The organism is Aquimarina sp. Aq107 (assembly GCF_943733665.1).
In the GTDB taxonomy this organism is placed as follows: Bacteria; Bacteroidota; Bacteroidia; order Flavobacteriales; family Flavobacteriaceae; genus Aquimarina.
In genome coordinates, this window is the sequence record NZ_OX030782.1 from 433,329 (window position 1) to 454,207 (window position 20,879).

Annotated in this window: 17 protein-coding genes; 13 read left to right on the forward strand and 4 right to left on the reverse strand. The window is 33.4% G+C overall.

Going from position 1 to position 20,879, the window contains the following annotated elements; all coding sequences use genetic code 11:
* Positions 1-38: 38 nt before the first annotated feature.
* On the reverse strand, positions 39-1,712 hold the full coding sequence (gldJ, locus tag NMK29_RS01560) for a gliding motility lipoprotein GldJ (protein WP_027392664.1): 1,674 nt from the start codon (positions 1,710-1,712) through the stop codon (positions 39-41).
* A gap of 216 nt (positions 1,713-1,928) precedes the next feature.
* Here gldJ and porU point away from each other — a divergent pair, with 216 nt between their 5' ends.
* The 8 genes from porU (at position 1,929) to NMK29_RS01600 (ending at position 12,751) form a co-directional block, all read left to right on the forward strand.
* A complete protein-coding gene (porU, locus tag NMK29_RS01565) occupies positions 1,929-5,762 on the forward strand; it encodes a type IX secretion system sortase PorU (protein WP_108803004.1) in 3,834 nt (1,277 codons plus the stop codon).
* Positions 5,763-5,801: 39 nt separating this feature from the next.
* The gene (gene porV, locus NMK29_RS01570) at positions 5,802-6,962 is read left to right on the forward strand and encodes a type IX secretion system outer membrane channel protein PorV (RefSeq protein ID WP_027392662.1); all 1,161 of its coding nucleotides are present in this window, start codon (positions 5,802-5,804) and stop codon (positions 6,960-6,962) included.
* A 128-nt stretch (positions 6,963-7,090) separates the two neighbouring features.
* A complete protein-coding gene (locus NMK29_RS01575; protein ID WP_108802884.1) occupies positions 7,091-7,573 on the forward strand; it encodes a cytidine deaminase in 483 nt (160 codons plus the stop codon).
* Positions 7,574-7,731: 158 nt separating this feature from the next.
* Positions 7,732-8,733, forward strand: a complete 1,002-nt coding sequence (gene pdhA / locus NMK29_RS01580) for a pyruvate dehydrogenase (acetyl-transferring) E1 component subunit alpha (protein ID WP_027392660.1) — start codon at positions 7,732-7,734, stop codon at positions 8,731-8,733.
* A 3-nt stretch (positions 8,734-8,736) separates the two neighbouring features.
* Positions 8,737-10,341, forward strand: coding sequence for a pyruvate dehydrogenase complex dihydrolipoamide acetyltransferase (locus tag NMK29_RS01585; RefSeq protein WP_108802885.1), 1,605 nt, complete (start codon positions 8,737-8,739; stop codon positions 10,339-10,341).
* A gap of 70 nt (positions 10,342-10,411) precedes the next feature.
* On the forward strand, positions 10,412-10,999 hold the full coding sequence (locus NMK29_RS01590) for an NUDIX domain-containing protein (protein ID WP_108802886.1): 588 nt from the start codon (positions 10,412-10,414) through the stop codon (positions 10,997-10,999).
* Between the two features lie 72 nt (positions 11,000-11,071).
* Entirely contained in the window at positions 11,072-12,016 is a 945-nt protein-coding gene (locus NMK29_RS01595; RefSeq protein ID WP_108802887.1) for a M20/M25/M40 family metallo-hydrolase, read from the forward strand.
* Positions 12,017-12,070: 54 nt separating this feature from the next.
* Positions 12,071-12,751 (forward strand): SDR family oxidoreductase, encoded by a 681-nt coding sequence (locus NMK29_RS01600; RefSeq protein ID WP_108802888.1) that lies wholly within the window; start codon positions 12,071-12,073, stop codon positions 12,749-12,751.
* 11 nt (positions 12,752-12,762) lie between these two features.
* Here NMK29_RS01600 and NMK29_RS01605 read toward each other — a convergent pair whose 3' ends face one another.
* From NMK29_RS01605 to NMK29_RS01615, 3 genes are all read right to left on the reverse strand, one after another.
* Entirely contained in the window at positions 12,763-13,152 is a 390-nt protein-coding gene (locus NMK29_RS01605; protein WP_108802889.1) for a hypothetical protein, read from the reverse strand.
* A 198-nt stretch (positions 13,153-13,350) separates the two neighbouring features.
* On the reverse strand, positions 13,351-13,818 hold the full coding sequence (locus tag NMK29_RS01610) for a hypothetical protein (protein WP_108802890.1): 468 nt from the start codon (positions 13,816-13,818) through the stop codon (positions 13,351-13,353).
* Complete coding sequence (locus NMK29_RS01615) at positions 13,815-14,600, reverse strand: hypothetical protein (protein ID WP_108802891.1); 786 nt, start codon at positions 14,598-14,600, stop codon at positions 13,815-13,817. The genes NMK29_RS01610 and NMK29_RS01615 overlap by 4 nt, the downstream gene beginning before the upstream one ends.
* A 254-nt stretch (positions 14,601-14,854) precedes the next feature.
* On the opposite strand from NMK29_RS01615, the gene NMK29_RS01620 reads away from it, so the two are divergent.
* The 5 genes from NMK29_RS01620 (at position 14,855) to NMK29_RS01640 (ending at position 20,784) form a co-directional block, all read left to right on the forward strand.
* The gene (locus NMK29_RS01620) at positions 14,855-15,715 is read left to right on the forward strand and encodes a DUF4349 domain-containing protein (RefSeq protein ID WP_108802892.1); all 861 of its coding nucleotides are present in this window, start codon (positions 14,855-14,857) and stop codon (positions 15,713-15,715) included.
* A 147-nt stretch (positions 15,716-15,862) separates the two neighbouring features.
* A complete protein-coding gene (locus NMK29_RS01625) occupies positions 15,863-17,575 on the forward strand; it encodes a VWA domain-containing protein (protein ID WP_234424239.1) in 1,713 nt (570 codons plus the stop codon).
* A gap of 67 nt (positions 17,576-17,642) precedes the next feature.
* Entirely contained in the window at positions 17,643-18,239 is a 597-nt protein-coding gene (locus NMK29_RS01630; protein ID WP_108802894.1) for a SprT-like domain-containing protein, read from the forward strand.
* Positions 18,240-18,241: 2 nt separating this feature from the next.
* Positions 18,242-19,318 carry a mannose-1-phosphate guanylyltransferase gene (locus tag NMK29_RS01635; RefSeq protein ID WP_108802895.1) on the forward strand — a complete coding sequence of 359 codons (1,077 nt, stop codon included), beginning with the start codon at positions 18,242-18,244 and terminating at the stop codon, positions 19,316-19,318.
* Positions 19,319-19,323: 5 nt separating this feature from the next.
* Positions 19,324-20,784 carry a DUF389 domain-containing protein gene (locus NMK29_RS01640; RefSeq protein WP_108802896.1) on the forward strand — a complete coding sequence of 487 codons (1,461 nt, stop codon included), beginning with the start codon at positions 19,324-19,326 and terminating at the stop codon, positions 20,782-20,784.
* Positions 20,785-20,879 lie beyond the last annotated feature (95 nt).

Genomic DNA, 20,879 nt, shown 5'->3' on the forward strand with positions numbered 1-20,879 from the left:
ACAGGGCTTTATTTTATAACGAACTGATAAATTTTAATTTATCTCGGTGCTCTATGTTTTGGTGTCTTTTTGTTTTTGGCTTTTTCACCAACACGTGACATTGCATTTCTAAACCCAATATAATCGGTTGCCATATCCTGAGGGAAGAATCTTCTCTGTGCAGGATCTAACCAATATGCTCTGTCTTTCCAAGAACCACCTTTGTATACTCTTACTTCTTCACTTACAATCGTAGTTCTCTTACTAGACTCATCATATCTTCTATCTAGTTTTGTGCTATCAGCTGCACTTGGCTCAACACTATGGATTGGAGAGTTATACATCCTTCTGTTAGGAATGTTTTCGTCTTGGAAACCTTCGTAGTATCTAGAAGAGCTTTTGTCACCATCTCTAAAGTTACGGTTGTCACTTTGAGTAAAGTTAGTTCTTAAATATGTTTCATTTTCATCAACAGGAGTTTGTAAAATACCTCCTGGTAATACTCTTGCCACAATTTTACCATTACTTAATGTGTCATAAATAATAGAATCTGTAGTAACAATCTTAACAGTTCCGTCAGGATTGATTGCGTTTTTAGTATAAACGTTACCTCTATAGTAGTTAAAGTCATTATACTCATCATCTACAATTGGTCTGTATACATCAGCTACCCATTCTGCAACGTTACCAGCCATATCATAAAGACCATAATCATTAGGGTCATAAGATGCTACTGGAGCGGTAATATCAGCACCATCATCACTCCATCCTGCTATACCACCGTAGTCACCATCACCTTGTTTAAAGTTAGCTAATTGATCTCCACGAGTTCTTCTTTTTCCAGAACGTGTGTATTGACCATCCCAAGGGTATTTCTTTCTACCTCTGTAGATGTTGTAACTTCTAAGTTCAACTAAACCTAAAGCAGCATATTCCCACTCAGCTTCGGTTGGTAGTCTATATTTAGGTAAAAGTAATCCGTCTTTACGTTGGATATATAAACCTGTAGAGTCATTTCTTTTTTCGTAATCTTCCGATTTTTTTCCACCTCTTGTAGCTTCGTCGTTTCCTCCATATGTTTGTGAAGGAGCGTTTAAATAGGTGTCAGTGTTAAATGTACTTTCTGCAGAAACATCTTCGAAAGGTGCATTTTCTTTAATTACTCTTTCTTCTTCAAGAATTCTTTCATTCACACGGTCAGTTCTCCATTTACTGAACTCAACAGCTTGAATCCAGTTAACACCAACTACTGGATAATTGGCATATGCTGGGTGACGAAGATAGTTATTAGTCATCATTTCGTTAAAACCTAGACGGTTTCTCCAAACCAATGTATCTGGCAATGCTCCGTGATAAATATTTTTATATTTTGGCTCGGTTGGAGGATATACACCTTTCAACCAATCAAGATATTCTAGATACATAACATTGGTAACCTCAGTCTCATCCATATAAAAGGACTGTACGTGTTGTTGTGTCGGAGTATTATTCCAGTCATGCATCACATCATCCTGAACTCGTCCCATGGTGAAGGTTCCACCTTCAACAAAAACTAATCCTGGACCTGTTTCTTGTTCTTTATAATTAGTGTTTACTTGGAATCCACCATCCTTGGAGTTGTATTTCCAGCCAGTGGCTCTAGAACTGTTGCCATAATCTGTCTTGTTACAGCTGAACAGTAAGATACTAATGGTAAGGGCCATTAGCGACTTAAAAACTAACGCGTTTTTCATAATTTTAAGTTCGTTAAAGTAGAAATTAGGGCTTGCAATATAATAATTAACGTTAAATTTACCCTAATATTTTTAAAATAATATCAAATCGCGAAAAATTTATGTTTTTACGATTGACTTTGGTTTAACGCAATATTTTGGTGTTTATTATTATTTTTGAAGAAAAACCATAATTTGGGAAACACTAAAACTGTGTTAAACCCGTTATACGCTATGATGAAGAAAATTATATTTTTTTGCGCCTTACTTATTTCTGCATTTATTTCGGCACAGAAGACAGTACATGTTGATATTGTTTGGAAAAATGTAGAGATGAATACTTCTAGTACTTCTTTCACAGTTCCGGGGTTTGATGAAGAAAATTTTGAATTTCAAGACGATATTGGAGTTAGATATACCAAATTTTGGGAAGAATCGGCAGAAATTAATTCAAGAACTGCGAGAATTGAAAATGTTGTTTATAAAACTATTTCTAGAGCAGATCTAAAAGACCTTGGTGTTAATCTAATTCCTAACGAACTTACATATGATATTCGCTCCATAAAAGCGAGAAATAAGAAAACCGGTTTTATTAGTCTTTTACCTGTAGTTAAAAATGGTAATGCTTTTAAAAAAGTTGTTTCTTTTGATATTGTTTATCAAACCACAACTAGCCGAGCAAATGCTAAAAGAGCTCCAATAAGTAATTCTGTTTTAGCAACAGGAGATTGGTTTCGATTTTATGTTGATAAAACGGGAGTTTTTAAAGTTACACCTGCTTTCTTAAGTAGCTTAGGTATGGATATTTCTTCGGTTAATCCAAATACTATAAAGATATATGGTAATGGAGGAAGAATGTTACCTTTATTAAATGAAGAAAATACAGAGTTTGATTTAAGAGAGAATGCGATACAGATAGTCGGAGGAGAAGATGGTAATTTTTCTGGCGATGATTATATTTTATTCTATGGTGAAAATACAGAAGGATATAGTGAGGAAAATATAACGAATCTAAATTTGTACGCTGATAAGTCATATTATTATGTAACATCAGGAGGTTCTAATAGTAGACGTGTATCTAATTATAATGAACCTACCGCTGCAGCAGATATTCAGATTAATTCATTTACTGATTATCAATTTTATGAAATAGATGAATATAATATTGTAAAAGTTGGAAGGCGTTGGTTTGGTGATCGTTTTGATGTCCAAAATAATAGAAATTATAATTTTGACTTCCCAAATTTAATTTCGTCAGAACCTATTGAGTTAAGAGTTTATGGAGCAGCTACTTCTACTTCTGTGTCCAGTATGAATATAACTGTTAATGGTGGACAGGTTGGGATCTTAAGTTTTGGGCAAATTTCAGGAACATCTCTAGGTTCACCGAGGAATATTACACAGGATGTTACTTCTAGTTCTGACCAAGTGACGGTTGGTTTAAGTTATAATAATAATGGTAATCCTTCTGCAATAGGTTATCTTGATTTTATAAGTCTTGAGGCTAATAGAGGACTAATAGGTACCAATTCCCAGATGCCATTCTTTTATAAAGATGCGCCTACCTTAGCAGGAATTGGACAATATAATATTTCGAATGCATCTGGTATTTCTCAGGTATGGGATGTAACGAATCCCGAATTAATAAGTAGTGTTGTTAATGATAATGCATCATCTACTTTAAGTTTTAAAGCTACAATGGGCGAAACAAGGCAATATGTAGCAATTGTGCCGACAAATTATTATGACCCGCTATCAGATCAAACTACAAGAGTTGATAATCAGGATATAAAAGGAACTATATTTCTTAATAATCAGGGACAGTTTGAAGATATTGATTATTTAATAGTTTCAAATAATGATTTGTTGCAATCCGCAAGTAGATTAGCTGATCATCATAGAACCTTAAATAATTATAATGTTAAGGTAGTGACACTTGATCAGATTTATCATGAATTTGGAAGTGGTAAACAAGATATAGCGGCAATAAGAAACTTAGTGCGATATGTATACGATAACGCTTCTAATGCAAATGAGCGGTTAAAATATCTTTGTCTTTTTGGAGATGCATCAGTTGATTATAAAGGTTTATTGTTAAGAGAAAATTGTGCGGATAGCAATATAGTTCCAACTTTTCAGAGTTTGAGTAGTTTTTCTTTAGTAAGTTCTTTTGCTACAGATGACTTTTTTGGGTCTATGGATCCTGCAGAAGGGCAAATGCTGTCAAGTGATCAATTGGATATTGCAGTCGGTAGAGTATTAGCAGATACACCACAATTGGCAGATGCTATGGTTACTAAAATTATTGACTATAATAATGAGCAGTCCTTTGGCCGATGGAGAAACTCTGTATTGCTGATTGCAGATGATGTTGATGTTGATTGGGAAGAAACTATCCAGAGAAATTTAGATGAGCTTGGCGATGATTTGGTTCAAAGAAAACCTTATTTAAACCTTACTAAAATATATGCTGATGCTTTTGAACAAGAATCTTCAGCATCCGGAAGTAGGTATCCTAAAGTGAATGAAGCTATTTCTAATGCAATAGAAAAAGGAGCTGTAGCTATTGATTATTTTGGACACGGTGGAGAAGATGGGTTGGCAAAAGAATTTATTTTTAATAAATCGGATGCTAGCGAATTAGCAAATACAAATAAGTATCCCGTTTTTATTACGGTTACTTGCGAGTTTACTAAGTTTGATAATCCTTGTCGAGATTCTGCTGGGGAATTAACCTATTGGAATACCAGTGGTGGGGCAGTAGGTCTAATTAGTACGACAAGAGATGTGATTGTAACTTTCGGAATTTCGGTTAATGATAGATTGTCAGGGTTTTTATTTCCAGACACTTCTGATTATCCAACTATTGCGGAGGCTGTAAGACAATTAAAAAATTCATATACTACCAATAGTAGAAGAGTAGTTTTCTTTTTTGGAGATCCTGCGATGAAAATGGCTATCCCTAAACCAAATATTCGTTTAACTACAATTAATGATGTGCCCATTACACAGGAAGTTGATACTCTTAAAGCGCTAAGTAGAATAAAAATATCAGGAGAAGTGGTAAGTGAATCAGGAACCCTATTATCTGATTATAATGGAGTGTTGTCTACTACTATATATGATAAAGAAGTGGATAGAGTTACACTGGCTAATGATAATGTTAGAAATAGTGCTGGTGAAATTATTAAGTTAAATTATGAAACATTAGGAGAGATTATATTTAGAGGGAAAGCATCTGTTACTAATGGTCTTTTTACTTTCGAATTTATAGTGCCTAGAGATATTGGTATTCCGGTTGATACTGGAAGAATAAGTTTTTATGCTTCTAGAAATGGAGTTCTAGAGAATCAAACTGGAGTTGATCAAACAATTTTAGTAGGTGGGCTTAATGAAAATGCTCCCGAAGATAATGTAGGTCCGCAAATTCAGTTGTTTATGAATGATGAAAGTTTTGTTTCTGGGGGTGTAACCAATGATTCTCCGATACTTATTGCTAGATTGCAAGATGAAAATGGCATAAATACTGCGAGTGGTATCGGTCACGATATTTCTGCTATATTGGATGGTGATGAAGCGAATCCATTTATTCTTAACGATTTTTATGAAACGGAAATAGATGATTTTACAAAGGGAATCGTTAATTTTAAATTTAGAGATTTAGAACCAGGATTGCATACGCTTACATTCAAAGGGTGGGATGTTTATAATAATTCTTCGACTCAAGAAATTCAATTTGTAGTGGCTGATGCTTCGGGTTTTACGCTTAATAATGTTCTTAATTATCCAAATCCATTCGTCAGTCATACCGAATTTTGGTTTGAGCATTCTAGTGCTATTAATGATGTTTTAGAGGTTCAAGTTCAGGTGTTTACCGTATCCGGAAAAGTGGTCTGGACAGACAATCAGACGTTGTCCGGAAAAACAAGTTATAGAGAGGATATTCAATGGAATGGGAGAGATGATTTTGGGGATAAATTAGGAAAAGGAGTATACGTATATAAGATATCTGTAAAATCAACGTTAACAAATCAACGGGTTGAGAAATTTGAAAAACTCGTAATATTATAATAACTAAATAACTATATATTTGTCAAAATCAATTTTCACATGAGAAAAATCATAATCCTTGGGTTTGTGTTTTTAACACTATCAAATTTTAAATTGAAGGCTCAAGACCAGAACCGAGCAATAACTACTGCTACACCATTTTTACTAATTGCTGCAGATGCAAGAGCAGCAGGTTTAGCTGATCAAGGAGTTGCAACTTCAGCGGATGCATTTTCACAACAATGGAATCCAGCTAAATATGCATTTGTTGCAAAACAACAAGGGGTAGGTATTAATTATACACCTTACTTAAGTAATCTAGTAGATGATATATTTTTAGGGAGTGTAAATTATTACAATCGTTTTGGACAGGATGGTAGAAGTGCTGTTGCTGCAAGTTTTAGATATTTCAGTCTAGGAGATATCGAATTTAGACAAGGTCCTAATGATGAGCCTAATGTTCAGAAACCTAATGAATTGACATTAGACGTTTCATATGCATTACAATTAAGTCCTACATTTTCTATGGGTATTGCAGGACGATATCTACGTTCTGATTTAAGATTGCAAGGTTTGGGAGCCGATGCAAGTGCTGCAGGAAGTTTTGGTGTAGATGTTGCTGCTTTTTATCGTAGTGAAGAGATTGCTTATAGCTCTTTTAATGGTAGATGGAGAGCTGGATTAAATATTTCTAATATTGGTCCTAAAATTAAATATGATGACGCGGGACAAGAAAACTTTATTCCTACTACATTTAGGTTGGGTGCAGGATTTGACTTCTTATTAGATGAGTACAATAGAATTACACCATCTTTAGAGTTTGCTAAATTATTAGTTCCTAGTCCACAGGATTTTGATGGCGATGGCGATATAGATGCAGAAGATAATGCAGAATATCAAGATATAAGTTCATTTGGAGCTATCTTTTCATCTTGGGGAGATGCTGATGGTGGTTTTAGCGAAGAATTAGAAGAATTTACCTGGTCTTTAGGAGCTGAGTACGTATATAAAGATGTGTTCTCTTTCAGAGGTGGGTATTTCAATGAAGCAGAAGAAAAAGGAGCGCGTAAGTTTGTATCTCTTGGACTTGGATTTAAATATACAATTGTAAATTTAGATGTTTCTTATTTATTCAATGCATCTTCTGTGCAGAGTCCGCTAGAAGGAACGCTTCGATTCGGTCTTTCATTTAATTTTGGAGAAGACTTTTACGATAGGTAATCGTAATGATATTCATACCTTAAAAAAGTATCAAGCTTTAATGTTTGATACTTTTTTTGTTTGTAGTACATTGTAAATACTTTATTAGAAGATAGTATTAGTGTATATACTATTGTAAATTTTTGATTGTGAAAGAAATAGAAATAAAATCGACATTGCAAGTGTATGATGCTCTAGAAGAGTTGCCAAAGGATGTTCAGGAATTGATGCAGCAGTCCTTTAAAATTAGAGATAAAGCATATGCTCCATATTCAGAGTTTTTAGTTGGAGCTGCTTTATTGTTAGAAAATGGCGAAGTTATTTTGGGTAATAATCAAGAAAATGCTTGTTATCCATCTGGTTTATGTGCGGAGCGTGTAGCGATATTTTCGGCGGGAGCAAACTTTCCTGGAGTTCCAATTTTAAGAATGGCGCTTTCTGCAAAATCTTTAAAACATCAATTGATTACACCTACTCCTCCTTGTGGTGCTTGTAGACAAGCTATAGCAGAATATGAATTAAATCAGAAGAAGCCAATTGAGATATATTTTATGGGAGAAACAGGAAAAGTAGTTAAATCTTACTCTTTAGCTAATTTATTACCACTTATTTTTGATAATTCGTATTTATAACGTTTTCGTTGATTTTTATCTAAAAACTGCTTTCTCCTTAGTAATGAATATATTATTTTTGTTTTTCGCTTAATTGAAAAATAAGCATAAAAACTCTGTAATTGTTAGAGAGGTCGGCAATAAAGCTGACTTAATTTTGAAATATCATTACATTTTAGATGAAAAAAGTAACTAAAGAAGTTTACCTGAAGTGGTATGAGGATATGCTTTTCTGGAGAAAGTTTGAAGACAAACTTGCTCAAGTTTATATCCAACAGAAAGTAAGAGGGTTTTTGCATTTATATAATGGCCAAGAAGCTATTTTAGCTGGTGCCTTACATGCAATGGACCTTACTAAAGATAGAATGATTACCGCGTATCGTAATCATGTTCAGCCTATCGGAATGGGAGTTGATCCTAAGCGAGTAATGGCAGAGTTGTATGGTAAAGGAACAGGGACATCTCAAGGAATGGGAGGATCTATGCATATCTTTTCTAAAGAACATAGATTTTATGGAGGACACGGTATCGTTGGTGGACAAATTCCTTTAGGAGCTGGTTTAGCTTTTGCAGATAAATATCACAAAAGAGACGCAGTTACTTTAACCTTTATGGGTGATGGAGCTACTCGTCAAGGTTCCCTTCACGAAGCTTTCAATTTAGCAATGTTATGGAATTTGCCTGTTGTTTTTTGTGTAGAAAATAACGGATATGCTATGGGAACTTCGGTAGAAAGAACCGCAAACCATACTGATATATGGAAACTTGGTTTAGGATATGAAATGCCTTGCGGACCTGTAGATGCTATGAATCCTATAAAAGTTGCTGAGGCAATGGATGAGGCTATTACTCGTGCAAGAACAGGAGGAGGACCAACTTTCTTAGAATTAAAGACATATCGTTACAGAGGTCACTCTATGAGTGATGCGCAGAAATATCGTACAAAAGAAGAGGTTGCAGAATATCAAAAAATAGATCCGATTACTCAGATATTGGATATTATAAAAGATAAGAATTATGCTACGGATGAAGAAATAGCAGCTATTGACAAGGGAGTGAAAGCTAAGGTTGCAGAATGTCAGAAGTTTGCCGAAGAATCTCCATTTCCAGAAAAGAACTTGATGTACGATGTAGTATACGAGCAAGAAGATTATCCGTTTTTATCACACAAACCACAATAAATTATGGCTACAGTAATTAATATGCCGCGATTGAGCGATACTATGGAAGAGGGAGTAGTCGCGAAGTGGCTTGTTAAGAAAGGAGACAAAATCAGTGAAGGAGATATCCTTGCAGAAATTGAAACCGATAAAGCAACTATGGAATTTGAATCTTTTTATGAAGGAGTATTACTTCATATAGGGATTGAAGAGGGAGAGACAGCTCCAGTAGATCAACTTCTTGCAATTATAGGCGAAGAAGGAGAAGATATTTCTGGTCTATTAAACGGTGATCAAGGATCACAAACAGAAACAGTAAAAGAAGATAAAGCTGAAGAAACGACTCCAAGTGCTTCTGCAGCTCCTGCAATTCCAGAAGGAGTAGAAGTTATTACAATGCCTCGGCTTAGTGATACCATGGAAGAAGGTACTGTTGCTACTTGGCTTAAAAAAGTAGGAGATTCTGTAGAGGAAGGAGATATCCTTGCAGAAATTGAAACTGATAAAGCTACAATGGAATTTGAATCTTTCTATAATGGTACCTTATTACATATAGGTATAGAAGAAGGACAAACTGCTCCTGTTGATCAATTATTGGCAATTATAGGTCCAGCTGGAACTGACGTTTCTGCTATAAAAGATGGAGGAGCTGTTGCGGCTTCTGCTTCAACAAAACCAGTGGATACTCCAACTCCTAAAAAAGAAGAAAAAGTAACTGTAGCTTCTTCATCAGGTAGCGAGTCATCTGGAGGAAGAATTTTTGCTTCTCCATTAGCTAAAAAAATAGCTGCAGATAAAGGAATTGATCTAGCGCAAGTAAAAGGTACTGGTGAGAATGGTAGAATTGTAAAGAAAGATGTAGAATCGTTTACACCTTCAGCTACAGAGAGTACTCCAGCTACTAGTGCTGCTGCTCCTGCAGTAAAAGCTTTTACTCCAGCAGGAGAAGAAAGCTTTGAAGAAGTTAAGAATTCTCAAATGCGAAAAGCAATTGCTAGAGGTCTTTCTGCTTCAAAATTTACTGCACCTCATTACTATCTTACTATAGAAGTTGATATGCAGAATGCAATGGCATCTAGAAAGCATATAAACGAATTACCAGATACTAAGGTGTCATTTAATGATATGGTAGTTAAGTCGTGCGCTATGGCATTAAGAAAACATCCACAAGTAAATACGCAATGGTCTGATGATGTAACTAAATATGCTAAGCATATAAGTATCGGAGTTGCTGTTGCTGTGCCAGATGGATTAGTAGTTCCTGTGCTACCTTTTACAGATCAGATGTCTCTTACACAAATAGGAGCAAATGTAAAGGAATTAGCAGTAAAAGCTAGAAATAAAAAGCTTACTCCTCAAGAAATGAGCGGAAGTACATTCACAGTTTCTAACTTAGGGATGTTTGGTATTCAGGAATTTACTTCTATAATTAATCAGCCTAATTCTGCAATATTATCTGTGGGTACTATAGTAGAAAAACCTGTAGTAAGGAATGGTGAGATTGTGGTTGGTAATACAATGAAAGTTACTTTGGCTTGTGATCACAGAACAGTTGATGGAGCGTCAGGTGCACAGTTTTTACAGACCCTAAAACAATATTTAGAAAACCCTGTAACTATGTTGGCGTAGTTAAAAAAGGAATATTTATTATAATTAAAATCCCACTTCTATCGAAGCGGGATTTTTTTATATTTAAAAGATGAATAAAAGAATAGATAAATTAAAGTCCAATGTACTATCTGATAAGATATTTTTGCTTAAAGAATATACTTTTGATTATAAGCATACGAATACCCATGCTCCAGAAAAACATCTTCGAGAAGTATATGATCACGGTGATGGGGCTTCTGTTTTATTATATAACCTAGCAAAAAAAACAGTTGTGCTAACCCAGCAATTTAGATTGCCGACTTTCTTAAATGGTAATGCATCCGGGATGAGTATTGAAGTTTGCGCAGGATCTTTGGATGGGGATACTCCAGAAGTTTGTGCAAAAAAAGAAGCGCTTGAAGAAACAGGTTATGCTATTAATTCTGTTGAAAAAGTATTTTCGGTATATGCATCGCCAGCGACAATGACGGAAATTGCGCACTTGTTTATTGCTGAGTATACAGATGAAATGAAAGTGGAAAATGGAGGTGGATTAGACAATGAAGAAGAATATATTGATGTGCTAGAAATAGAGTTTATAAGGGCATTCGATATGATGCAAACTGGAGAAATTAAGGATGCAAGAACGGTTATGTTATTACAATTCCTAAAAATAAAAGGTATAATGGAATCTTAATAGGAGATCTCAGAGGGTACTTTTTAAGTATCTTTATCAAAAAATATTCATTTATATCGGAAAACAAAAAATATGAAACAGATATCACTTTTTATTATTACACTTTTATTTATAAACTGTAAAGAAGTAACTAGAGCACAATCATTAGCATCAAACGTTGCAGCTTCTGATGTGGAAAGTATTATGAATTTTTTAGCTAGTGATGAATTGGGAGGTAGAGATACTGGTTCTGAAGGGTTAGAAAAAGCGGCTAAATTTATAGAAGAGGAGTTCAAGAAGTCTGGGATTGATCCATATTTTGATTCGTATTTAAATACGTTTGATGCTAAAGGGACCGAAACATATAATGTAGTTGGTTATTTAAAAGGGACAGATCCTGATTTAGCAAATCAATTTGTGGTAATTGGAGCACATTTTGATCATATAGGAACAGGAAAAGAAGTAAATGGAGATGTAATTGCTAATGGAGCTAATGATAATGCTGCTGGAAGCACTGCTGTTATTTCACTAGCAAAACATTTTGCAAAAGCAAAAAGTAATAAACGTAGTATTTTATTTGTATTGTTTGGAGCAGAAGAAAGAGGTCTATTAGGTTCTAGTCATTTGGCAAAAGCTTTAAGAGAAAAAAATCTTGACCTTTATACTATGGTAAATTTTGAAATGATAGGAGTACCATTAAATGATAAAAGTTATAAGGCTTACATTACTGGATATGAAATTTCTAATATGGCTGATAAAATGAATGAGTATTCAGGAAAAGAACTAATAGGTTTCTTGCCAAAAGCAAAAGAATTTCAATTGTTTAGAAGAAGTGATAATTATCCTTTTTATGAAAAGTTCAAAGTGCCTTGTCAAACGATTTCTACTTTTGATTTTACAAATTATGAGTATTATCACCACGTAGATGACGAGGTTTCCGAAATGAATTTTGAGTTTATGGCAGAATTAATAAATGACTGTATACCTGCTATAACAAAGATTCTGAATACATCAACAAAAGAAATTAAGTTAAATTAAAAAATTCAATCCTTTCGAGTTTTCAACACTCGAAAGGATTTTTTTATGAAAAACATGAAAAACATTATAATTACTGGGGCGAGCAGAGGAATAGGGTATGAGATGGCTAAGTTGTTTGCAGATGAAGGACATCAAGTTTTGGCTTTATCTAGAAATGAGAAACCTATTACTGCTCTAAATCATAAAAACATCCATACTTTTTCTTTTGACTTATGTAACTCTTCGGATTTACATAAATTAAAAAATTACGTTACTGATTCTTGGAATCAGGTTGATATCTTGATTAATAATGCTGGTAAATTATTGAATAAACCTTTTGGTGAAATTTCTACTCAAGAATTTGAAGAAGTGTATCGAGTAAATGTTTTTGGTGTAGCAGAAATTACTAGACTTATGTTACCTCATATGACAAAAGGAAGTCATGTGGTTACAGTTAGTAGTATGGGTGGAATTCAGGGAAGTATGAAATTTCCTGGTTTAGCGGCATATAGTTCCAGTAAAGGTGCTGTTATTACACTAAGTGAATTATTGGCCGAAGAATATAAAGAAAGTGGTGTTGCATTTAATGTTTTGGCTTTGGGAGCAGTACAGACAGAAATGTTAGAAGAAGCATTTCCTGGATACCAAGCACCGCTTACGGCTATTGAAATGGCAAATTACATTAAAGATTTTTCGCTTACCGCTAATAAATTCTATAATGGTAAAGTATTACAAGTTTCTAGTAGTACGCCCTAATTAACGAACTATTAAATATCGGTTAGCTTAAGATATTTGTAAAACTGATGAACCGTTAGCACTTTTTTAAACTCTTCATTTTGGAAGTACACAATATTACTTAAGTCCTTTGTTTTTTCTTTTTCAGAGGCGTTTGATTGAATTACTTTATTTGCTTGGATGGAGTATTTTATAATGACTCTTTTAATACGATTACTTGTATAATTACTAAGATTAAGTTCTTGTTGTAATAAAATAGTTCTTTGTTCAGCTAGATCAGCAAACAATTTTTTTTCAGCCTCCAGTTCCTCTTTTGTAAGTTCAACAACTTCTTGTTGATCTTGATTTTCATCTTCAATCTGGGTTTGCGCAATATTAGACGCACTGATGAAAAAAATAATTAAAATTGTAAAAATTCTCATAATACTCACTTTTAAATTTTCTTTAAGAAATGTTAAAAATAGGATGTCAAAAATATTAATTATTGATTAACAACAAGTTAAATGTAGCGAAAACTCGATAAATGTTAGCTTTTTTTCGATCAAAAACCCAAAAAACAATGGTTTTGTTACCATAAAAAGAAGGAAAAACCGTAAATTCTTGTTAAAAATTGGCTTTTTTTAATTTTTTGATGATGTAATTCTTTCAAAATTGGCTTTTGAAGTTTTAAATTGTACACCGTCAATTATTGTAGTTGAGGTTGTTATATATGAAATAATAGTATCACTTTTTTTATTTGCAAAGTGTATTTCAGTAATTATTTTGGTAACAGAATCAGAGAGTATTTCTGGTTGTTCTAGAAATTTTATTTGCCGTATTTTTTCTTGATTTTCTAGCCCTAATGAAGGTGTAGTGTCTTTCTCTATTTTAAATTCTGGATGATTCTTGATCAAGGTTTGCTTGTCTATATGATCTTGCAGTTTCTCTTCAACTAAAATAATATAGGCATCTTCTAGAGAAGTGGGTGACGCTTCTTCTTCAATATAAATATCTGCTTCTTCTGCATTAACAGGTTCCATACTTTTATGGGAATTGTTAGCACAACTCGTAATCACAATTAACAATAGAATATATACAAACTGTTTCATGGTTTAACTCTGAATTTTAGTTTAACAATTTGTCCCTTTACCCTTTTGGATTCTATAATTTCAATATTTTTTAGACTTTTTGTTGGTGTTGTAAGTTTTGTGATAAATTCATTTTTTGAATATACTTCTATTCCTAAACCTGAAGGTAAAACCTGAAATATAATTGCATTATCAGCAATCATTTTTGATAATTCACTTTTTCTGTTTTTCCAGTCTTCGAGTCTTCCATTAGCATAATAATGTAACATTAATGCGTAATCGTCCGTACTTACTTGGATGTTTTCGTTAGTAATCTTAGCTGTACTTCTAAAGATGGTATCCGTCTTATGATATGGTGATTTAATTACAAAACGAATAAAATCATCTTTTGTACTCCATCTAAAACACCCCAAACTATCACTTTTAGTATAGAAGGGTGATTGTTTGTTGTTTAATACAATGATGTCAATAGGTGTTTTGATAATCGGTTTGTTTCTATCTTGATCAATGAAGCAAAAAGTAAACGTATGATTTCTTGGAATAAGGAAATAAGCGGAGGTGATAAATAACACTCCGAGTAATAAAAAAACAAGCCATTTTGGTTTTAGTTTTTTCTTTTCTAGAATTTTGTTTTGTGGAATTGAAGATTTAAAATGAACCCAATTTTTATAGCCACAGTATTCAGATAACATATTAAGTACATCTACACGTGGTAATTTCTCGGTAGTGTTTTTAAAATAACTGTAGAAAGATTTTTCACTAATACTTCCTTTTACCTGTTTTCGTAAATCCTCCTGAAACAATATAATATCTTGCCCTTTCCATAGAGAGATATCATCGCTTGAGGCATTATTTTTCTTTAAAAACTGCTGAGTAGCTGCTTTTTTCAGATGAGAGAATGCTATGTGTTCTTCGCGAGTGATGAGTTTATTATTTTGATTGTCAGGTTATTATTTTTTGTAAAATAGTTTACAATTGTTTTACAAAGGTAATACAAGAATACTCTTTGGAGTGATACTATGTTTGTTTTCAGTTTAACAAGGTAAAAACAATAAATATGAAAACAAATATTTTAAAATTAATTAGAAATGTAATTGGGGTAGGTTGTTTGGTAATCAGTTTTTCCTGCTCGCAAGCAGAAAAAAGTTACTCAACAGCTACAGAAAATATCGTAATGGAAGATACTGGAGAGACACCGGCTTTAAATGCATTTGAAACAGAAGATGAAATCAAAATAAAAAATGAAACAGAAAACGCAAATAATAGACTTAAGATTATTAAAAATGCAAGTTGCCGTATTAAAGTGGGTAGCGTAGAAGAAGTAACTACGCTTTCTAAAAATATAGCAGCAAAATATAATGGGTATGTGTCTGATGAGCGTTTTACAAATACTAATTATTCTAAAGAAAATAGATTTACGATTAGAATTCCTCAGGATAAATTTGATGAAGTACTAGATAGTATTTGTGCTTTAGCGGAGTTTGTGGATCATAAAAATATATCTACTGTTGATGTTACTGAAGAGTATATAGATATAAACTCTAGGTTGAAAACCAAATTAGAGGTAAAGCAGCGTTATGAAACAATTCTTAGAACAAAAGCTAAAAATGTAGAAGATATTTTACTAACCGAAGATAAATTAAGGGAGCTTCAAGAAGAGATTGATGCGGCTAAAGGTAGATTGAAGTACATGTCTAATAAAGTGTCATTTAGTACTATCCAATTAGATATGTATGAAACTGTGCTTCCTAAAGATGAACCAAAAAAATATGTAAAAAGCTTTGTAGATAGAGCAGAGGATGGATTGTCTTTTGGTTGGAATCTGTTACAACACCTTTTTTTAGTGCTTTTTTATGTTTGGCCACTATTACTATTGGGAGTATTAATTCTAATCTATTACAAATGGATTAGAAAATAGCCTTTCGCTTTTTTAAAATAGTATAAATATCAATAACAAAACACTAAAGCATTCAGCAATAGCAGCAATCGAGTAATATTATCCTGTAACAAGCTCTATTGTGGTATTATGTTTGTTTCAGTATTCAGTGTAACAAAACTAAATAGTATGAAAACAATGAGTATTAAAAAAAGCAGATTATGGATGGCAGGGTTATCCATATTATTGATCATTTCTTGTGATCCTAAAGCAAAAACGCCTTCCGCATTACCAGATATTATGGAGGAAACGGATGCAGTTGTCAAAGAAGATAATGCTCCGCCTATTTTGAAAGAGAAAGTTTTTGAAGAAGAGCTTGTGGTTGAAGATATAGAAGTTCCAGAAATTGAAGAAGCTGAGGAACCAGTGGCGTTTATGATGGAAGTGGAAACTGATGAGGTTATTATGGAAAGTCCTAGTAGTTTTATTAAGGAAACCAATAATGAATCATATGCAGAGGTAGTGGAGAATACATTTAAAAGGACAAGTTTGGCTCCGCTGTCTACATTTTCCATTGATGTAGATAAAGCTTCTTATAGTAATATCCGTAGAATGATTAATAATGGCGAAAAAATCCCAGATGATGCGGTAAAACTTGAAGAAATGATAAATTATTTTAAGTATGACTATAAACAGCCATTGGATAAACATCCTTTTGCGATTCATACAGAATCAGGAAGTACTCCTTGGAATGAAAATACCCAGTTGGTCAAAATTGGGTTAAAAGGCAAAGAAATACCTGCAGAAAGTTTTCCTGCTTCCAATTTAGTTTTTTTAATAGATGTTTCGGGATCCATGAATGATGCAAATAAGCTTCCATTGCTTAAAAAAGCTTTTAAATTATTAGTAAATCAATTAAGAGAAAAAGATAAAGTTTCTATGGTGGTATATGCCGGCGCAGCTGGAGTTGTTTTAAAACCTACATCTGGTAACAATAGTGAAAAAATACTGGACGCACTGAAGAATTTAGAAGCAGGAGGCTCCACAGCAGGAGGAGAAGGTATTAAACTTGCCTATACAATTGCAGAAAAACATTTTATAAAGAACGGGAACAACAGAGTTATTTTAGCAACTGATGGTGATTTTAATGTTGGTATACGAAGTGATAAAGGGATGAAGGAATTAATCGAAGAAAAACGAGAGTCTGGAGTATTTTTGACTTGTTTAGGGTTTGGAATGGGGAATTATAAGCATAGTAAATTAGAAACTTTGGCAGACACTGGTAATGGTAATCATGCGTATATCGATTCTATGCAAGAAGCGCAAAGAGTATTAGGTACTGAATTTGGAGGAACATTATATACGATTGCAAAAGATGTAAAAATTCAAGTAGAATTTAATCCCGGTAAAGTAAAAGCGTATCGCTTGATCGGTTATGAAAATAGGTTGTTAAACGATGAAGATTTTATCGATGACACGAAAGATGCAGGAGAGTTGGGTAGTGGTCATACCGTCACCGCACTGTATGAAATTATTCCTTCAGGAGTAAAAAGTAAATATCTTGGAGAAATTTCTGATTTAAAATATACTGGTAAAACAAATAATAAAGAATTTGGAGATGAGCTATTAACTGTAAAGTTTAGATACAAAAAACCAAAGGAAAGTAGAAGTATAGAAATAGTTCATATACATAAAACGGGAGACAATGATCTAGTGTCAGGTGATTTTAGATTTGCAGCTTCTGTAGCTTGGTACGGAATGATCTTGAAAAATTCAAAATATATACAGAATCAAAATGTTGAGGATGTGGTCTCTTTAGCAAGAAATAGTAGAGGGAATGATGAACAAGGATATCGAGCAGAGTTTATACGATTAATGAATAGTTATGATAAAACGAATTAATACTATTTGATAAGAATTCTTTAGTAAGCGCATCTTTCCGATGCGCTTATTTTTGTATTTTGCGACAATGAAGGAAATCTTGGCAAGATATATCCCTGAAAGAGCTATAGAACCTGCTTTCGATTTGATTGTGAGATGTAATGTTCATCTTAAAATTGTTAATGAACGAGCTTCGCGTCATGGAGATTACCGTAAAATGCCAGATGGTAGACATCTGATTACTGTAAATGCTTCTTTGAACACATATCGTTTCTTAATTACTTTAATTCATGAAATTGGACATTTAGTAGCTTTCGAGAAGTATGGGCGCAATATTAAACCTCATGGGATAGAGTGGAAAAGAACTTTTCAGCAACTCATGTTACCATATATTAACCCTGATGTCTTTCCTTCTAAATTATTACCTGTTATTGCAAATCATTTTAAGAATCCAAGGGCAAGTAGCGATACTGACGAAAAATTATCACTTGCATTAAAACAATATGACCCAGAGAATGATAAAAATTATATCTTTGAGATACCATTAGGAAGTCGATTTAGATTATATAATGGAAAAATTTTCCAAAGAGGAAATAAAAGAGTTAAACGTTACGAATGTATCGAACTAAGCACAGGCAGGGTATACCTGTTTAACCCCAATGCAGAAGTCGAATTATTAAATTAATTATGGAAAAAAATTATTATGCTATTTTAATGGCTGGGGGAGTTGGGTCTAGATTTTGGCCTGTTAGTACTACAGAGTTTCCAAAGCAATTTCACGATATGCTGGGAACTGGAGAAACTCTGATTCAAAGAACATTTAGTCGACTATCAAAGATTATCCCAAAGGAGAATATTTTTATATTGACTAATGAAAGATATAATGATTTGGTTTTAGAACAATTACCAGAGGCAGCGCAGCGACAAGTTGTAACAGAACCTGCCATGCGTAATACGGCCCCTTGTATATTATATGCAGCTTTAAAAATACAGAAAGAGAATTCTGATGCAGTTATGGTGGTTGCGCCTAGTGATCATTGGATTGAAGATGAAGATGCATTTACACAAAATTTAAGGCAAAGTTTTGAAGCCTGCTCAAAAGAAGATATCTTAATGACTTTGGGGATACAGCCTACTTTTCCGAATACGGGTTATGGTTATATACAGCACAATGAAGAAGCCGATGCAATAAAAAAAGTAGCTCAATTTACAGAAAAACCAAATTACGAAACGGCTAAAAAATTCTTGGATCAAGGCAATTATCTTTGGAATGCAGGGATCTTTATCTGGAGCGCAAAAAGTATCGTGAATGCCTTTGCTAAGTTTCAAAAAGAGATGACAGCATTATTCGAAAAAGGCATAGAAGTGTATAATACATCCGAAGAAAGTAGTTTTATAGAAAAAAACTATCCACTAGCCGAAAACATTTCTATCGATTATGCTATTTTGGAACATGCAGAAAATGTATATGTATTACCAGCTACTTTTGATTGGAATGATTTAGGTACTTGGGGGTCTTTATATGATAAATTAGATAAGACAGCAGCTAAGAATGCTGTTGTAAATGCTAGAGTTCTATCAGAAGATTCTTCAGGGAATATGATTAGAACTTCTGGAGATAAAATCGTCGTTGTCGATGGCTTAGAAGATTATATTATAGTAGATAAAGAAGAAGTTTTGTTGATTTATCCTAAGAAAAAAGAACAGGATATTAAACAAGTTCTTAAAAAAGTAAAAGATACGTACGGAGAAAAATACGGATAATATTGATGGAAGAAAATACGCAAAATCCTCAAGGGAAGTCTCAAGATGAAAAGGTAGAAGAACAAAAGCAAGCGGTAAAAAAAGATGCCAAAGGATTATTTCGTAGTGGTTCTACTTTTTTGAAGGAATTGTTAGATTTTCGTCATGATACTGATAGAGAGAGTACCATAGAATTGATAAAAGCAGATATACCTTTTAAAGGAGCTACTGCTTGGATTTTGATATGTTCTATATTTATTGCTTCTATTGGTTTAAATGCAAATTCAATTCCCGTAGTAATAGGAGCGATGTTAATATCACCGTTAATGGGGCCTATTTTAGGAATAGGAATGTCTATTGCTGTCAATGATATAGACACTTTAAGAAAGTCTTTGGTTAATTTCACCGTTATGGTGGTTCTTAGTATTCTTACGGCCTGGTTGTTTTTCTTTTTATTTCCATTAAAAGTTGAATCTTCAGAATTATTAGCTAGAACTAAACCTGATATAAGAGATGTATTGATTGCCTTTTTTGGAGGGTTAGCATTAATTATTGCTAGAACAAAAAAAGGAACTATTGCTAGTGTGATATTTGGTGTGGCAATTGCTACAGCTTTAATGCCACCGTTATGTACTGTTGGTTTTGGACTGGCTATTGGTAAGTATGAATATGCTTTGGGAGCGATGTTTTTATTTACTATTAATACTATTTTTATCGCTTTGGCAACATTTATTGTTCTAAAGCTATTAAGGTTTCCAATGCTTCGATATGCGAATTCTGCAAAACGTAAATTGATTGCTAGATTAGTTTCTTTTACGGCAGTGTTAGTCATGATACCGGCTATCTATACTTTTGTTATTACGTTAAATCAAAGCAAGATGGAAGGAGATTATGATCGTTTTATAGCAGAAGAAATTGATGAAAATCCAGATCTATATCTAAGAAAACCAATACCTGATTATGATAAGAAGACAATTAAACTTTTCTTTGATGGTGAGATAACCGAAGCAACTAAAAGTGATCTCGAAAACGAAATTCTCAAGTATGAAAATATAAGTGATTTTCAGCTAATAATTAGAGGTAATAAAGCTAGAGGAATAGATCAAATTTCTAAGGCAAATGATCGATATATTGTAGAGTTAAATCGACTAGAAACTGAGAACGAAGAATTGCTAGATAAAGTTGAAGACCTAAAAATTCGATTGGCACTATTGGAAACTCAGTTAGCCGAAGCCCAGAAAGTTATTCCTGCAGATATATTACCATATAACAATATTGCTAAAGATGCTAAAATTCGCTTTCCGGATTTGTTACAACTGGGATATGGCGAAGTTTTACAATCTAATTTCTTAAAAGTGGATACGGTAAAAGTAATTTTTCCGCAATGGAAATTTCAGGTGTCTGACAGTCTTAACGAGGTTAGAAATAAAGATTTAAGAGAGTGGATAACTGGAGAACTAAAAGCTGATACGTTGTTAGTAAAGTAATTCTGTTAGTTTTTGGATTTTATTAAAGACAGTGATTTAAGTTTAGCGTTTGCTAAGATGGAAAATATGATTCCAGAAAATGTTTTAATGACAAA

What these genes read in the sequence shown, in the direction of transcription:
- NMK29_RS01595 (WP_108802887.1), top strand. Translation starts at nt 11,072, where the DNA reads ATGAAACAGATATCACTTTTTATTATTACACTTTTATTTATAAACTGT.
- NMK29_RS01620 (WP_108802892.1), top strand. Translation starts at nt 14,855, where the DNA reads ATGAAAACAAATATTTTAAAATTAATTAGAAATGTAATTGGGGTAGGT.
- NMK29_RS01605 (WP_108802889.1), bottom strand. Translation starts at nt 13,152, where the DNA reads ATGAGAATTTTTACAATTTTAATTATTTTTTTCATCAGTGCGTCTAAT.
- porV (WP_027392662.1), top strand. Translation starts at nt 5,802, where the DNA reads ATGAGAAAAATCATAATCCTTGGGTTTGTGTTTTTAACACTATCAAAT.
- NMK29_RS01625 (WP_234424239.1), top strand. Translation starts at nt 15,863, where the DNA reads ATGAAAACAATGAGTATTAAAAAAAGCAGATTATGGATGGCAGGGTTA.
- NMK29_RS01610 (WP_108802890.1), bottom strand. Translation starts at nt 13,818, where the DNA reads ATGAAACAGTTTGTATATATTCTATTGTTAATTGTGATTACGAGTTGT.
- NMK29_RS01590 (WP_108802886.1), top strand. Translation starts at nt 10,412, where the DNA reads ATGAATAAAAGAATAGATAAATTAAAGTCCAATGTACTATCTGATAAG.
- gldJ (WP_027392664.1), bottom strand. Translation starts at nt 1,712, where the DNA reads ATGAAAAACGCGTTAGTTTTTAAGTCGCTAATGGCCCTTACCATTAGT.
- NMK29_RS01635 (WP_108802895.1), top strand. Translation starts at nt 18,242, where the DNA reads ATGGAAAAAAATTATTATGCTATTTTAATGGCTGGGGGAGTTGGGTCT.
- NMK29_RS01585 (WP_108802885.1), top strand. Translation starts at nt 8,737, where the DNA reads ATGGCTACAGTAATTAATATGCCGCGATTGAGCGATACTATGGAAGAG.
- NMK29_RS01600 (WP_108802888.1), top strand. Translation starts at nt 12,071, where the DNA reads ATGAAAAACATTATAATTACTGGGGCGAGCAGAGGAATAGGGTATGAG.
- NMK29_RS01630 (WP_108802894.1), top strand. Translation starts at nt 17,643, where the DNA reads ATGAAGGAAATCTTGGCAAGATATATCCCTGAAAGAGCTATAGAACCT.
- porU (WP_108803004.1), top strand. Translation starts at nt 1,929, where the DNA reads ATGAAGAAAATTATATTTTTTTGCGCCTTACTTATTTCTGCATTTATT.
- NMK29_RS01640 (WP_108802896.1), top strand. Translation starts at nt 19,324, where the DNA reads ATGGAAGAAAATACGCAAAATCCTCAAGGGAAGTCTCAAGATGAAAAG.
- pdhA (WP_027392660.1), top strand. Translation starts at nt 7,732, where the DNA reads ATGAAAAAAGTAACTAAAGAAGTTTACCTGAAGTGGTATGAGGATATG.